This window comes from uncultured Holdemanella sp. (genome assembly GCF_934772795.1).
Classification (GTDB): domain Bacteria; phylum Bacillota_I; class Bacilli_A; order Erysipelotrichales; family Erysipelotrichaceae; genus Holdemanella.
The window spans coordinates 38,459-54,800 of sequence record NZ_CAKVMR010000007.1 but is presented as its reverse complement, the minus strand read 5'-3'; the positions used below and the strand labels follow the sequence as shown (position 1 = coordinate 54,800).

The 16,342-nt window shown below is 34.9% G+C and carries 9 protein-coding genes; 1 reads left to right on the top strand and 8 read right to left on the bottom strand.

Annotation, left to right across the window (positions count from 1 at the left end; genetic code table 11):
- Positions 1-163: 163 nt before the first annotated feature.
- The 6 genes from Q0F04_RS02890 to Q0F04_RS02865 are packed head-to-tail and all read right to left on the bottom strand — an operon-like array spanning position 164 to position 7,241.
- The gene (locus tag Q0F04_RS02890) at positions 164-865 is read right to left on the bottom strand and encodes a biosynthetic peptidoglycan transglycosylase (RefSeq protein WP_117571291.1); all 702 of its coding nucleotides are present in this window, start codon (positions 863-865) and stop codon (positions 164-166) included.
- Between the two features lie 52 nt (positions 866-917).
- A complete protein-coding gene (locus Q0F04_RS02885; RefSeq protein WP_295749935.1) occupies positions 918-1,592 on the bottom strand; it encodes a UDP-N-acetylglucosamine pyrophosphorylase in 675 nt (224 codons plus the stop codon).
- 18 nt (positions 1,593-1,610) lie between these two features.
- On the bottom strand, positions 1,611-2,078 hold the full coding sequence (locus Q0F04_RS02880; protein ID WP_295749934.1) for a metallophosphoesterase: 468 nt from the start codon (positions 2,076-2,078) through the stop codon (positions 1,611-1,613).
- Between the two features lie 8 nt (positions 2,079-2,086).
- Positions 2,087-3,127, bottom strand: a complete 1,041-nt coding sequence (locus tag Q0F04_RS02875) for a D-alanyl-D-alanine carboxypeptidase family protein (protein WP_295749932.1) — start codon at positions 3,125-3,127, stop codon at positions 2,087-2,089.
- A gap of 35 nt (positions 3,128-3,162) precedes the next feature.
- Complete coding sequence (gene uvrC, locus Q0F04_RS02870; protein WP_295749930.1) at positions 3,163-4,920, bottom strand: excinuclease ABC subunit UvrC; 1,758 nt, start codon at positions 4,918-4,920, stop codon at positions 3,163-3,165.
- Between the two features lie 8 nt (positions 4,921-4,928).
- Positions 4,929-7,241 (bottom strand): Smr/MutS family protein, encoded by a 2,313-nt coding sequence (locus Q0F04_RS02865; protein ID WP_295749928.1) that lies wholly within the window; start codon positions 7,239-7,241, stop codon positions 4,929-4,931.
- Between the two features lie 63 nt (positions 7,242-7,304).
- On the opposite strand from Q0F04_RS02865, the gene rnhC reads away from it, so the two are divergent.
- Positions 7,305-8,153, top strand: a complete 849-nt coding sequence (gene rnhC / locus Q0F04_RS02860; protein WP_295749926.1) for a ribonuclease HIII — start codon at positions 7,305-7,307, stop codon at positions 8,151-8,153.
- 14 nt (positions 8,154-8,167) lie between these two features.
- On the opposite strand, the gene Q0F04_RS02855 is transcribed toward rnhC, so the two are convergent.
- Positions 8,168-10,078, bottom strand: a complete 1,911-nt coding sequence (locus Q0F04_RS02855) for a diguanylate cyclase (RefSeq protein ID WP_295749924.1) — start codon at positions 10,076-10,078, stop codon at positions 8,168-8,170.
- Positions 10,079-10,192: 114 nt separating this feature from the next.
- Positions 10,193-16,168, bottom strand: coding sequence for an MBG domain-containing protein (locus Q0F04_RS02850; RefSeq protein WP_295749922.1), 5,976 nt, complete (start codon positions 16,166-16,168; stop codon positions 10,193-10,195).
- Between the last annotated feature and the right edge of the window lie 174 nt (positions 16,169-16,342).

Genomic DNA, 16,342 nt, shown 5'->3' with positions numbered 1-16,342 from the left:
GCCGGACTCGAACCGGCACGGTATCGCTACCGGTGGATTTTGAGTCCACTGCGTCTACCAATTTCACCACCCGGGCATTGCTTGACTATTATACCAAAAGATAGAATGCCATGCAAGGATTTTTTTAAAAAAGCCACTAAAATCTAATTCAAAAAAATGCATCCTAAACAGATGCATTATAATACGTCGCAATATCACTCTCTGAAATATAGCCACACTCAGCCATTGCCTTTAATACGGCATATTGTTTTTGTTTGGCTTGGGTAAAATGATAAACTAATTCATAATTGTTTGGCGATTGGGGAATTCCTGCCAGTAAAGAAGCCTGAGCTATGGTCAGATCTTCAGGATCTGTATCAAAATAACCATAACTTGCTTCATAGATACCTGTATAGTTATTTCCATAATTGATCACATTTACATATAAGGCAATAATTTCATTTTTTGAATAATGCTTCTCCAAATAACGAGCCACAAATAATTCTGTACTTTTACGATCCCACGTACCATCAAACATGCCATATAAGTTTTTAGCGAGTTGCTGCGTAATCGTAGAACCACCACTCTTTAATAGATCATCATCAAATTGAGATACTAATGCACGCATAAGCCCAATATAGTCGACGCCACCATGATCATAAAAACGACGATCCTCTATCGCAACCGTTGCCCTTACAAGTTCAGGTGATAGATCATCATAACCTACAAAAGTAGATCTGGATGTAACTTCACTTACCACATCATCCACAGATTGAGATTGTGTGAGTTCTAAATAACCCCAATATCCTTTGCCAAAAAAGATGCCTACAAAGGCAATAATTAAGATTAATAATAATTTAAATATAAACTTAACAAACTTTTTCATAACTACACATTAACACAAAGAAAAGAACTTGTAAAATTACAAGTCCGTAAGATTAATCCTTTAAAGTCACATGTGAATCATCTTTGAAGATTGAATTTGCCGCAATCTGACCACGCACACGAGATAATGGATATACATTTGTGTGAGGACCAATAATCGTTCCTGGACAAAGTACAGAGTTACATCCAACTTCTACATAGTCACCCATAAAGGCACCGATTTTTCTTAATCCAGTCTCAAATTCTTCAACCACATTATAATTTTCATCTTTTCTTCTTAAGATGATATTGTCACGAGCACTCTTTAAATTACTAGTGATACCACCAGCACCCAAGTGAGAATGATATCCAAGAATACTATCTCCAACATAGTTATAGTGAGGTGTTTCTACATTATCAAATAAAATGCAGTTCTTTAATTCCACACTATTTCCAACCACACAATTAGCTCCTACTAAAGCACTTCCGCGCACAAAAGCACAATGACGAACCTCTGTTTCAGGACCAATGATACATGGAGCTCCTAGATATGCACTTTCAAAGACATGGGCACTCTTGTGTACCCATACATGCTCTTTAACTTCCACATAATCTTCTCCTAGGTTTTTACCTAGTTCTAAAATCAATTCTTTGATTCCTGACAAAGCTTGCCAAGGATATTCAAACTGTGCTAAATAATCCTTTGCCAAAGTATGATCTAAATCATATAATTCACTTATTTTGTACATAATTACTTTCCCTCTTTCTTACCACTCAGGCTCAAATTTAAATTCAACCTGAACGTTATTTTCATTTATATCTAAAATCGCATAGCTACATGGCTTACCATCTCTTGAATGCGATAAAGATCCTGGATTCAATAACACAACCCCATCGACTTTATCCAAATAAGATACGTGTGTATGGCCAAAACATACTATGTCACACCCTAACTCTTTAGCGCGATTTGCCATTTGTTCGTACCTTGAAAAATAAGAAAAGCGATGCGAATGCGTTACATAAATTTGATGTTTACCAATCGGTATGATTCTTTCATTCTCAAAACGACCAAAATAATCATTGTTTCCACGCACAATAATATAACCCGGATAATTCATCGGATCATCCTCTAAGTCACCACAATGAATAAACAATTTCGCATCCGGATGTTTTTCCTGGATCGTTTTTAATATATCGTTTCTTCCATGAGAATCACTCACAACAACTATTTTCATAAAATCTTTTACTCCAATTCATCCGGAAATGACATTTGTTCCATGCCCTTACCACTATCATGCATTAATTTTGCGGTTTTTTCACCCACATACCGAAGCATAAAAGGCTGATACCAATGTCCCGTCTTCTTTTCCTGCTCTTGTTGGTAACGAACCACAAAACCATAACGATACGCATTTTCTTCAAGCCATTCCATACGCTTCTTACTTTCTTCAGACAATTCTTCTTCGACTTTTGAATAATCATATTCATCATCGACATATTGCTTACAAAGATTGATCCATTCATCCTGCCCCTCTAATACGATCGTATACCCGAGTTGCTGCTCATTTTTACCGGCACTAAACATATAGTGGTCAACACCCTCATATTCTTTGGATGCATTGACATATTGATCTAGAATTTGTTCATAATTCAAATATCCACTGATCAAATTCAAATGATCCTGTCCATCCATAACCGACGCATACGAATCTAACATATTCGTTAGATCTTCGACCATGCATGTTTGGACAAAAACAGTATTAAATGTCGTAATCTTTTCTGGTATATACTTATATACCGTATTCTCCTGATTTAATATGACATATGGATTGGTTGGATCGGCAATCAATCTTAAATCTGAATATAATACAGCCTCATTTTCATAGAATGTCGTTAAATCGATATATGAATAGTGCATCAACAATTGTTTTAAAGAATCATACGAAAAATTCTTTCGAAAACGATTCACAAAATTGACGATATATTCATTATCCGCATCCTGCGTTTCTTTGGCTTCTTTATAATATAACGTGTTTTTCAAATTGAAATCTTTCAACTCAATAAAATCCATAAATTTATCCGGCGTAATATGTTGATTCACCAAATAATCAATATCATCACTATCTAGATATTTTAATAAAACATCACGATTTTCATCGGTTGTATAAGGATATCGAGCTAAAGGATCATACGATTTATCCATTGTATATAGACAATATAGGCCTACCGCTAGACAAACCACAATCAATAGAACACGTGCTCGCAATTCTTTTTTACTAATCAAAATAAGTACCTCACGCACCCCATTATACTAGACTATTAATTCTCATGCAAACGAGCATATAGAATCTTAGCCACATCTTCAGGAATCACTTCACTCAACTCGTCTACACTTGCCTGTCGCATTTGTTTCATACTCTTGAAATGCTTCAACAATTCCTTTTTACGCTTAGGACCAATACCACTCACCGTATCCAATACAGATTTTGTCATAGACTGATCACGAAGCTTTCTATGATATGTAATCGCAAAGCGATGCACCTCATCCTGCATACGAGTTAATAAGAAGAATAAGCTCGACTTAGAATCAATTGGAATCTCATTTAAATTCACATCCATCAAAGCTCTTGTCGCATGCTTATCATCCTTTACTAAACCAGCCACTCTTAAATCAAGCTGCAACATATCTATAATTTCTTTGGCCGCCGCAATTTGTGCAGCACCACCATCCACCAATAATAAATCGGGCATCGGTAAATGTTCTTTCAACAAGCGAAAATATCGTCGATAAATGACTTCTTTCATGCTGTCCACATCACTTCGATATCCATCTAATTTATAATGGCGATACGAATTCTTATCGGGCAAGCCATCCTTAAAGACAACCAAACCACTGACATTAAACGTACCTTGAATGTGAGAGTTATCAAACATTTCTACCGTATGAATATCCGCATTAAATATTTTTGACAACATTTCATTGGCCTGACGCAACTCATTATCCTTACGAAATACAAGCTTAAACTTCTGTTCATGGGCTTCCTTGGCATTTTTATAGACTAAATCAATCAATTTCTTCTTTTCCCCACGAATTGGAATATGCACATTTGTATTTAAAGCTTCCTTTAAAACATCCACCGGCGTTCCAGATGGCACCAAGATTTCTTTTGGCACTACATTCTTTTCATAATACTGCATGATAAAGCTAGTAAAGGCATCCATCTCATCTTCATACAATGGCGTAATCGACATATTTCTTTCCAACAATTTCCCTTGACGAATAAAGAACCCTTGAAAAGAAATGTATCCCGAATCCACATAATATCCAAACACATCACGATTCGCACGATCTTTAAAGTCAATCGTTTGTTTTTCAATCACATGCTCTAACGCTTGGATCGTATTATAGATTTCCTGCGCCTTTTCAAACTGCAAGTTTTCACTGGCCTCCATCATTTTTGCCTGCAAAGAATCCATGACCTCTTTAGTGTCTCCCTGCAAAAATTTCTTTATCTTTTTACGTATCTTTTCATTTTCCTTAGGATCCACCTCATTTATACAAGGACCTAGACATTGGTGCATATGATAGTACAAACATGGCGTATCCGGAATATGACGACATTTACGTACGCAAAAGATCTGATTGATCAATCTCACGATTTCATAAGCCGATTGACTACTTGGATAAGGACCAAAATACTCACTCTTTTTATTCTTGATATTACGTGTTGTACGCACCACAAAATTATTCTCTTTTGTGATCTCAATATATGGATATGTCTTATCATCCATAAACATGATGTTGTAAGGTGGCGTATGCTTTTTAATTAAATTGATCTCTAATAATAAAGCCTCTTTTTCACTGCCCGTCACAATAAATTCAAAATCACGAATATGCGACACTAAACGCGTCGTTTTATTGTTGTGGGTACCATGAAAATAAGAACGCACACGATTCTTTAATACTTTGGCCTTTCCCACATACAATATATTCTGATTTTCATCTTTCATGATGTAACAACCAGGAGAATCTGGAAGTAAGGCTAATTTATCTTGTAGATGTTTAGAAACACTCATTTTATCCCCTACTTTAATATAACAATCGTAGCCCCAAGTCCACCTTCACTTGGACCGGCACTGTTAAATTTAGAAACATTCGGCTGTTTCTTTAAATCCTTCCAAACAGCTGTACGCAAAGCACCCGTACCCATACCATGAATGATGCGTACTTGTTTAATGTGTTTCACAACAGCTTGATCTAAATATTTATCTAAAGCGGCAATTCCTTCTTCAACACGCATTCCAATTAGATTTAATTCTAAAGGAAAACGACTGGATAACGATTCTACATGCGCTTTATAACTTGTTTTTTGGATTTGTGGCTTATGCATAGGCTCCAACTTTGAAATCTTCACCTTCATCTTCATACCATTCGTTAAAACGGTAGCTTCATTTCTTCGAATATCCACAATTTCACCATGCGAATTCAAGCCTGTGATTTTTACATAATCGCCAACCTTAAATTCTTTCTTTTCTTCTTCAACCTCATCCACATGTTCATTTAAAAGATCCAATTCATGCATCTTTTCAATCTGTTTATGCTGCTTACCCGTCTTTTCTTTACGAAGCACAGTTAAAATTTCTTTGGCCTCTGCCTTTTTCTTTTCAAGCATCTCATTCAACTGTTCTTGATACGACGCATCCAGTTCTGCCTTACGCTTTTCGATTTCTTTTTCTTTTTCGTAAGCCTTTTTTTGAACACGATGCGCATCTTCAATCAACTGATTAAAACGCTCTTTTTGTTTCAAGACATCATTTTGAAGTTTTTCTAATTTCTCCAATTCTTTTTCGGTCTGTTTTTCATTTTCATTCTTTAAAAAATCCGCTCTTTTTAAGATGGACTGTTCCAAATTGTATTCTCTGGCAATATGGAAGGCATAACTAGCACCAGATACACCAGGAATATATTTATAAGTTGGTTTTAATGTTTCTGGATTAAACTCAACACTTGATACTAATACAGAATCATTGGCTTTTCCATATGTTTTTACTTGCGAATAGTGGGTTGAAGTAATGATCGTACTTCTTTTTGAGATCAAATACTCTAAAATCGCAACCGCAAGGCTGGCACCTTCTAATGGATCGGTACCATTTCCAATTTCATCCAATAAGATAAAGCTATTCTCATCACTCTTCTGACAAATAGTAGAAAGGCGAGAAATATGACTTGAGAAAGTCGATAAGTTGTTTTCAATGGATTGATGATCTCCAATGTCAAAATACATGGATTGATAGAATGGTAGAATGGCTTTATGACACAATACTGGAAAAGCTGCATGGGCTAAAGCCACAAATAGACCTATTGTCTTTAATGTGACGGTCTTACCACCCATGTTGGGTCCTGAAATCATAAGGCAGGCTTGTTTATCACTTAATTCATATGTGTTACAAACCACTTTCTTTTCATCAATCAAAGGATGTTTGGCATGTTCTAAATACATCGAGTGATCTCTAGATTGTAAAGATGGAATGCATCCATCATAGCGCACCGCCCATTTTGCCTTTGTGAAAGCTACATCGATCACGGTTAATGTTTCTAATGCCGAAGTCAAAGCCAACGCATTTTTCTTGACCTGCAAAGACAATTCTTTACAGATTCGTTTCTTTTCTTCTTCAATACGAATCATCAAAGAAGAAATCTCATTATTATCCGCTACAAAGCTGGATGGTTCTACATAATAGGCAAGTCCCGAACTAGATTGTCCGTGAATCATACCGCCAAAGGCATTTTTATCTTGGGCACGAACCAAGACGACAACACGTCCAGATACAGTTGTGGTCATATTTTCCATAAGTTTTGAACTGTTCTTCTTTAAAAACTGTCTTGATTTTGATTGTAAAGCTAAACGCGTATCCACCAATGCCTTATGCATACTTTTTAATGCAGGTGTCGCATCTTCTTTAACTGATCCTGTTAAATCGATTTTTGAGATAATTGAATCCATCAAGCGTGTACATCCATCCATAGATTGAGCTAGATTTGTCAGTTCTGGATAATCAGCTCCATCTAGGCTTTGTTTGGCTTGTTTAACAGCTGTTAAAAAATGGTAGATGGAAATTAATTCTTTACTTGTTAGTGTCATTTGTTTCGAGGCTTTTGAGACCGGTAAAGAAATATCATTCGCTCCGGATAAAGAAAGTAAGCCTCCGGCTTGTTCAAACTGAATGGCTTCTTTGGCATAGTTTAATTGTTCTTGTATTTCTAATTTATCAAATACAGGCAGCGCATTTAAAATCTTTTCTTTGGCACAAGAAAAGCTGGAAAATGCAGAGATTTGTGTTAATACACTTGAGAAATCAATGGCCTGGTTTAATTCGTTTCTAAAATTTTGTTCCATAAAACACTCCGTTCTTACCTATTTTAACACAAAATTTATGGTAAACTAAATAAGGTGATTAAAATGGCAACATTGACAAAGAATATGACAAAAGAGGAGATCTATCAATTAAAAGATCGATTATCTCCATTTATATTAAAAGAGAGTACGCCGCAATATACGTACTATCAAATCAAGACGAAAGAATGTTCCATCACGGCTTACACAAGTGGTAAAGTTGTATTTCAGGGAGCTGATCTTTCTTGGTTAGAACCAACACAAACGCATACAGAAGCTCAAGATCAAGCAGGCAGTGATGAAGTAGGTACGGGTGATTATTTTGGTCCAGTTGTAGTGGCTAGCTGCATCGTCACAAAAGAGGCTCGAGAAAAACTAGCACATCTTGGCATTCAAGATTCAAAACAAGTGGATGATGTAAAAATTCGTAAGTTAGCACCTATTATTAAGGAAGTGTGTCCACATAGTATTTTGATTGTTCCCAATTCAAAATATAATGATATGCATGATACTTGTAACATGGTGGATATGAAGTGTCGTCTGCATAACCAAGCTTATGTTAATTTGGTGCATAAAGGATATACGCTTCCTAAGCAGATCGTTATTGATCAATTTGTGCAGGAAAAAAGCTATTATCGCTACTTACAAGGCTTTCCTGAAGTTATTAGAGGCATCACATTTGAAACCAAGGCCGAAAACAAATACCTGGCCGTCGCTTGTGCGAGTATCCTGGCAAGAAATGCTTTTCTAGAAACGTGGGATTTAATGGAAAAAAAATATAATTTCAAATTTGAGAAGGGTGCTGGAAGCAAGGTGGATGTGTGTGGCAAGAAATTCGTACAAAAATTTGGAAAAGAAAAGCTTTACCAAGTGGCAAAGCTTCATTTCAAAAATACACAGAAGATTGGAGTTTGATTTCCAATCTTTTTTTATCGTCTTTTTCTTCGATCATTTTCAGCTAAAGAATAATAACGCTTTTTATCTTCATACATCTTATGATCGGCTTCTTGTAGAATTTCAGAAAGATTTGAACAAGTTTCTTTCCATACACAACCTGTCGCAACACTGATTTCTAGTTCTTTCATGCGTTTCAATAATTTTGAATATTGATCAAAGAATAAGAGTTCGGATACATCTTGTTCAATGACCACAAATTCATCTCCTCCTATACGATAAGAATTGTCTAAGAAGATTTCTTGTAGCGCACACGATGCGGAAATGATGAGTGTATCTCCTGCGATATGTCCCATTTTATCATTGATTTCTTTAAGTCCATTTAAATCTAAGTAAACGACACCTAAAGAATGGAGTTCTATATTTTTATTTTGTTCAATATATTCATTAAAATGATTGCGGTTTTGCGCATAAGTCAAAGAATCGACATAACTTAAATTCTTTAATCTTGTCTTCTCTTTTTCTCTTGCCATAGCTGTTTTAATAAAGAAACATAAAGATTCTAAGAAATCTTTTTGGTAGTAGTTCTGTTTTGGGTTGTCTACCGCAAAAACACCTTTGATTTTTTGATTATCCATAAATGGTACAACGATAATACTTTGAATCTTTTGTTGAATAAAACTCAAATACAATGGACTTGTAGAAGGTATTTCACGAGCCACATCTTCAATATAATAAGATTTTTGGTTTTCAAAGAATTGATTCACTAAATCCATATGTTCTAAACACAAACGAACCATGTTCTCAATATGAATGTCATCATGTCGTTTTCCATATTCATAGATGCCATTTACCTTTTTATTGTCCATATCCAAATCTAATACATAACATCTTTCGGCTTGATAGAACTCACAAATAATTTGAAGAATTTCATCAATCGTACTTTCTTTATATAGATCATTCGATAATTTTCGAACACATTGAATCAATGTATTGGATACATTTAAATCTTCAGTAAGTTCATTGGATTTTTTAGACATTCTACGAACTTTTGTGATATAGAATCCACAATACAGTAAAAGAATTAAGATTTCACAAATGACCATGACCATATAATTCTTTTTCAGTGTTAGAGCACTCGCAAAAGCATCCTCTTCGTCTATAGTAATTAATAGTTCCCAATTGTATATTTTGACCGGTTTATAAATGAGATATTTCTTATTACCCTCTTTTTCAAAAGCGACGGCCCCTGATTTTAAAGAATGGATTTGTTTCAAAACATTTTTCTTTGGTGACAATAATTTATATCCATTTGTAGTAGAAATATCATAATCAAGTATATCTTGATTATCCATCACGACCTGACCATCCGTTGTATCAATAATTAGGTTGTGTGTCTTTCCATTCAATATCTTTGTATAAAATTGCTCATCCAAAGTATCACATTGAAGTACACCTACCAAATAGGCAACAACCGTTTTATTTTGTAGGATAGGCACGTAATAATTGACACTTCGTTTATTTGTCAAAGTATCTGTATGGACTAGATCCATATATTCAGCCTTTGAATTCAATATCAAAAATTCATTGGAGTAGATTTGTTGAGTCTTATCATGCATCGTATATAACGTATTATTCTGCATCAATAAATCCACACGTTCAAACAAAGATACATCTTCAAAAGTACTAAGTCGATCTCGATATTCTTCATATGTCGGTAAATGATCGTCATTTGAAAAATCTTTTCCTATCAAGCGCAAATAATTCAAATCCTCATTCACACGATTTTGAATGCTTTGAACCATGGTTTCACTCGCATTTTCTAACCGACTAAAACATTCCTCTTCTTCTTGTCTTAAACTAATATTGTATGTTGCGACAGTCAATGCCAGTATCAACACCATAACTACAAGCGTAGGCATAAACTGAGTTAATTGTTTTTTCATAACTATTTCCTTTACATTCACTATTAATTATATACCTTGTGAACGAATGTTTACAACAAGAAAAATAACCAACAACACCAAAAAGGAGTAGCACTAGGCTACCCCTTTGTGTGATTATTCTTCAGAATCATCATCGTCATCAACATTTTTCCATTTACGTCCTACAAAGAATACCACGATTTGTACAACACCAATGACAACCATCCAGATTGTATATTGATCTGTCCAAGTCCAAGGTAAACTCATATCTTCAGTAATTAGGAAGAATACAATAGATAGAATTGTGATTAGAACGGCAAGTACACGAGTAAATAATCCACGTTTCTTTTCTTGTTCTTTAGATTCTTCATCCATTGTTTCATATTCTTCGTCATCCTCATCTTCAGATTTATGACGTTTACTAATCAACAACAATAAGCCAAATAATGCAGTCACAATAGCACAAATCAAGTTGATCAATGCCCAGAAGCTTTCTGGCTTAGCCTTTGGCGTTGCAGATTCTTCAACCTTTTCTTCCTTAGGAGTCTTTTCCTTCTTCACCTTATCTGTTGCATCCTTAGAAGCTTCAGAAGTTGTAGTTGTTGGAGTACTAGGAGTTCTTGTTTGTGTAGTTGTTGTTCCAGTTATTCTTGATGTATTTGTAGTCCCTGGATTTGTTGGTGTAGTTGGACTACTTGGTGTTACAGGAGTAGAAGCTGCTGTAATTGTTAATGTACCAACAACCTTAGTAATGTCATAGTTAGAAGCTAATGTCTTTTCATTCAATTTATATTCGAATGCGTTAGCACTATTTCCAACCTCTGTTTGAGTTCCAGTTACCTCATAAGAAGCACCTTCACCTTCTACGAATCCATCACCACTTACTGTAATAGAAGTATTCGTTAATGCACTACCATCATATACCTTACTTACTGTAGCACTTGTCAATGTTACAGAACGCTTAGTAATCTTATAAGTCTTAGTGAATGATCCTGTGTAGTTTCCTAATCCAGCAACCTTAATTGTTACTGTACCAGCATTTACTAGATCTGAACTGTAAGTTACTGAGTAATCTGTTCCAGCTACTAATTCTTTTGAAGTCTTAGTATCTGTTACGGTTAATACTTCTTTATGTTCCTTACCATCATACTTAGAATCACTTGGTTCACTTACTGTAATACCCGTCTTGTCTGAATCATCAGGAACGATAGATTTAGCTTTAACTGTTAAATCACCAATAGATTCCTTAGCCAATGTGTAGTTTGTTTCAGCAGCTGATTTCCATTCCAATGTGTAAGTATTCTTAGAAGTACCCACTTCAGTCTGACTACCCGTTGTAGTAATAATTACTTCTTCACCAGAAACAATACCCTCAACCTTACCACCAGCTGTTAATGCAGTACCAGAATAAGTCTTAGTTGCAGATTCAGTAGTTACTGTATATTCCTTAGGAGTTACTTTATAAGTACGTGTTACTGTTCCAGTGTAGTTTCCAATACCACTAATTGCTACTGTGATTGTTCCAGTTACATTTGTGAAATCTTCAGTTGAATAAGCTACTTCGTAATCTGTACCTTCAACTAATGCATTTCCTTCTTTATCTGCAACTGCAGGAGACCACTTGTGTTCCTTGCCATCATATTCAACATCCTTAGGCGCATTGACTTTAACACCCTTATAAGAATCTGGATTTTCAGGATCTGGCACAATAGATTGTGGAATAATCGTTAAAGTACCCTCAGATTTTTCAATCTTGTAGTTTGATTCTTTGAATCCCTTATTTGAATGAGTTGTATACGCAATTGTATTTTTAACACTCTTACCAGCCTCTGTTACAGAACCAATAGCCACTACATTCGTTACTTCACCTTCGACAAATTCACCAGTCACTGTAACATTTGGTTTTTTCAATGGAGTACCATCATAAACCTTAGAACCATCAGCACTCGTTAATTTAATAGAACAAGGTATAATTTGATAAGTACGAGTTACAGTACCTGTATAATTACCTGTACCTGTAATTGTGACAGTAATAGTACCAGTTACATTTTTACGATCCTCTTTATCATAAGAAACCTTATAGTCTGAACTACTCAATGCCTTTCCATCCGCATCTTTCACTTCAGGAACCCAAGTCTGATTTTTACCATTATATTCTTTATCATTAGGCGAATTCACTGTAACACCCTTATAAGAATCTGGATTTTCAGGATCTGGCACAATGGATTGTCGAGTAATCGTTAAAGTACCCGGAGCATATTCAACTTTATAGTTACCCTGAGTCATATCACCAGTAACGTTGATCACATGATCTCCAATATTTTCACCTTTAGCTCTAGATAATGTATAAATAACCTTATCATCACCAATTATTCCAGTTACTGTGGCTGTTAACTCAGGATCTTTTGTACCATAAATCTTCGTCTTATTATCAGCCTTAACTGTAACGACTGCAGGAGTTACTTCTAATGTATATTCACATGTTGCAGTTACATAGTTAGGATGAGTTGCTCTTGCGTACACTTTTAATTGACCTACATCTTTAATACTTGGAACAACTGTTGACCAATCTTTATTGTTTGTAGAATATTCAATTTTTGCACCTTCCACATTACATTCAGCTGTAGAAGACAATGCTTCACCATTATAAGTTCTAGTTAAACTATCTCCTTTTAATGTAGAGTCAAGAGTCATTACATTTGATGCACTAATTGTGAATTTACCAGGTTTATAAGATACAGAGTAGTTACCCTGATTTGCTTCACCAGTAACAGTAATTTTGTAATCTCCTACATCTTCACCAGCATCTCTTGAAACACTGTAATCAATCGTATCATCATTCAATGTTCCAGAAACTGCGGCTGTTAATGCTGGCTCTTCAGCTCCGTATGTTTTACCACTATCATTTGCCTTAACTGTAACCGCCTTTGGAGTTACTTCTAATGTATATTCAACTTCTTTTGTTTCGTAATTTGCGTTTTCTGCTTTCACAACAACATTCAATGTTCCTACATTTGTGATACTTGGAACTTCTGTAGTCCATGTTGTACCGCCATCTAATGAATAACTGATTGTTGTTCCTTCCATCACTGAAGCGGTTGCTCCACCAACCAATGCATTTCCATCATATTCTTTAGAACGATTATCCGCATTTAAATTAGCAGTCAAATTAAAATCATTCGATTTAGAAATTGTAAATGTTCCAGGATTGCAAGTTACTACATAGTTACCTTGTTTTGTCTTTGCTTTGGCAGTGATTTTATATGTACCAACATTTTCTCCTGATTTTCTTGAAAGACTATAAACAACAGTATCATTATTCAATGTTCCAGAAACTGTAGCTGTTAATGTAGGATCTTTAGCTCCATATGTTTTACCACTATTATTTGCGGTAACTGTAACTGTCTTAGGAGTTACTTCCATTGTATAATTCGCATAAACCGTTTCATAATTTGGATTTTCAGCCTTAGCCTTAACAATCAATTTATCTACATCTGTGATACTTGGAACCTCTGTAGTCCAATCCGTACCATTTACTGAATATTTGATTGTAGTTCCTTCTGTTACAGAAGCTTTTACCTCACCATTCAACGCCTCTCCGTTATATTCTTTTTTAAGATTATTAGCCGTTAAAGTTAATGCGTTCGATGCAGTGATTGTAAATGTACCAGGTTGGTAAGTTACAGTGTAATTACCTTGATTTGCATCACCAGTAACAGTAATTTTGTAATCTCCTGCATCTTCACCTTCAACTCTTGATAATGTATAAATAATTGTATCCCCATTAATGGCTCCATTTACACTTGCAGTTAATTCAGGATCATTTTGTCCATATACTTTACCAGTATCAATTGCCTTAACTATAACTGCCTTTGGAGTTACTTTTAATGTATATTCACATGTAGCTGTTACATAGTTAGGATGAGTTGCTCTTGCGTACACTTTTAATTGACCTACATCAGTGATGCTTGGAACATCTGTTGACCAATCTTTATTGTTTGTAGAATATTCAATTGTTGCACCTTCCACATTACATTCAGCTGTAGAAGACAATGCTTCACCATTATAAGTTCTAGTTAAACTATCTCCTTTTAATGTAGAGTCAAGAGTCATTTTATCAGATGCAGTAATTGTAAACGTGGCAGGTTGATAAGTAACTGAATAGTTACCCTGATTTGCTTCACCCGTAACATTAATTGTGTAATCTTCTACATTTTCACCAGCATCTCTTGATAATGTATAAACAATCTTATCATTATTAAAGTTTCCAATTACGTTTGCTGTTAACTGAGGATCAGTCTCTCCATACTTTTTAGTTTTATTTTCAGCTGTGACTGTAACTGGTGCAGGATTGATTTTTACAGTTGTTTCACCATAAACTGTATTATATCCGTCTTTTGAAACTTTATATTTAACTGTTAATGATGTAATGTTTCCATCCGCATCTCTTGTAACATTTTTCTTTGTAGGACTTTTAGTTAAATCATATTTACCTGTATTTTTATTCCAATATCTTATAGTTGCACTTTCCACATTAGTTGTAACGGTAATACCATATGATTTACCATCATATGTCTTTTCAACTGGATTTGCCGAAGCTTTTAAATTTTCTTTCCAATGTGCTACTAATGTGATTTCTTTTTTCTTTTCGCTCTCTGCTAATTTTGCATACTTTTGATTAGTTACTTTTGTACTACCATAATACCAACCATCAAAAATATAGCCTTCTTTTGTTGGTGTTTGGGAAGTATCAACAACATCATTATATTTCAATGTTTTATCCGCTACAGCTGAACCACCATTTGAGTCATATTTTACTGTATATGTTTCAGCTACATATTTACCATAATAGTTTGTATTCGCAGTAACACTTCCATTAAAATTAGCTTTTACTGTACATTCTTGATCTTTATACCATCCACTAAATGTATATTTGTTTCCTTCACTATCAGTTTTTTCGTTTGGAACCACTTTCGATGCGGGTTGCTTTAATCTACTTTCACTTGTTCCTGCATCTACACGCTGTGAATAATCATTTAATACACCATATGTAGTTTCTCCAGGATCCATCACATTATACGTAACTGTGTAAATATTTTTTTCATTCATTACAATCGTATAATCTTGATGATATGTTTTTCCAGATGCTGTAGGATTATAACTATTGTTTCCTGCATTAGCTCCATTTGCAATCATTACACGAGCAGGAATCAATGTATAATAACCCTCTTTATCAGCATTTTCGCTTCCTGTAGCTGCATATTTGTAAGTTTTGCTATTATAAGTAATGTCAGGATATAAAGTTTTAACTACTCCTTCTTGTTTATAAGTAAAATTACTTTGAATACCATACTCTAAACCACTTGGATTGCTAACTCCAGATATTGAAGTAACTCCTATTCCAAACCAACGTGAATCAGCACTTTCAGTTGAATCCATCAATTTACCAGGAATCAATGCATAATGATATAGTTTGTAAGTTTCACTATCAGAAGCCGTTTCTATATCATCCTCAGAATCATCTTCTCCTTTAGAATCCATCTTTGTTCCTTGAGCTTTTTTAGCTTTATGAGACTTTTGAACAGTTGACTTTTTATAAACAAATTTCACACTTGTCATACCACTCGCTACACACAAGCCATTCTCACTCGCTTGGTCTTTTGTGATCTTATTACCCTCATCATTATTAATGATGGCATAATCTAAAACATATTCCTCATGATTAGTATTAAATACATTTGAATCTTGATCCAATCTATAGCCAACATCATATGTATTTGTTAATGAATCCATTAAAGTTGATCCATCCTCTTCTGTTACATAAGAAATTTCTACAGTAACCTTTTCTATAGTTGTTGTTTCATCTTGAGACTGCTGATTTTCTTCTTGATTTACATCATCAGTCTGCACTTGATTATCCTCTGATGAATCTGCTTGTGGTGTTTTTGGCTCATTCTTTGATTCATCAACCTTTGTTGTCTCTGCTTGTTTTGTTTCTTCAACAGGCTGCTCATCATTCGCATTAATGTAATAAGAGTCTGTTAGCCCAAATTGAACTGCCATTGCCAATGACAAGATCATCGCAGAAGCTCTCTTTAAATTTTTCTGCATGTGAATTCCTCCCTTAAAAAAATGATAGTATTCCCAATCTATCTAGCGATAAAAGTATAAAATTCACATGGTTATATTACGGTTAGATAATGACTAATCACTCGTTTTTTTTGAATTTTTTGCAAAAAAGGCACGACAAAGGGAGTAGCACTAGGCTACCCCTTTGTGTGATTA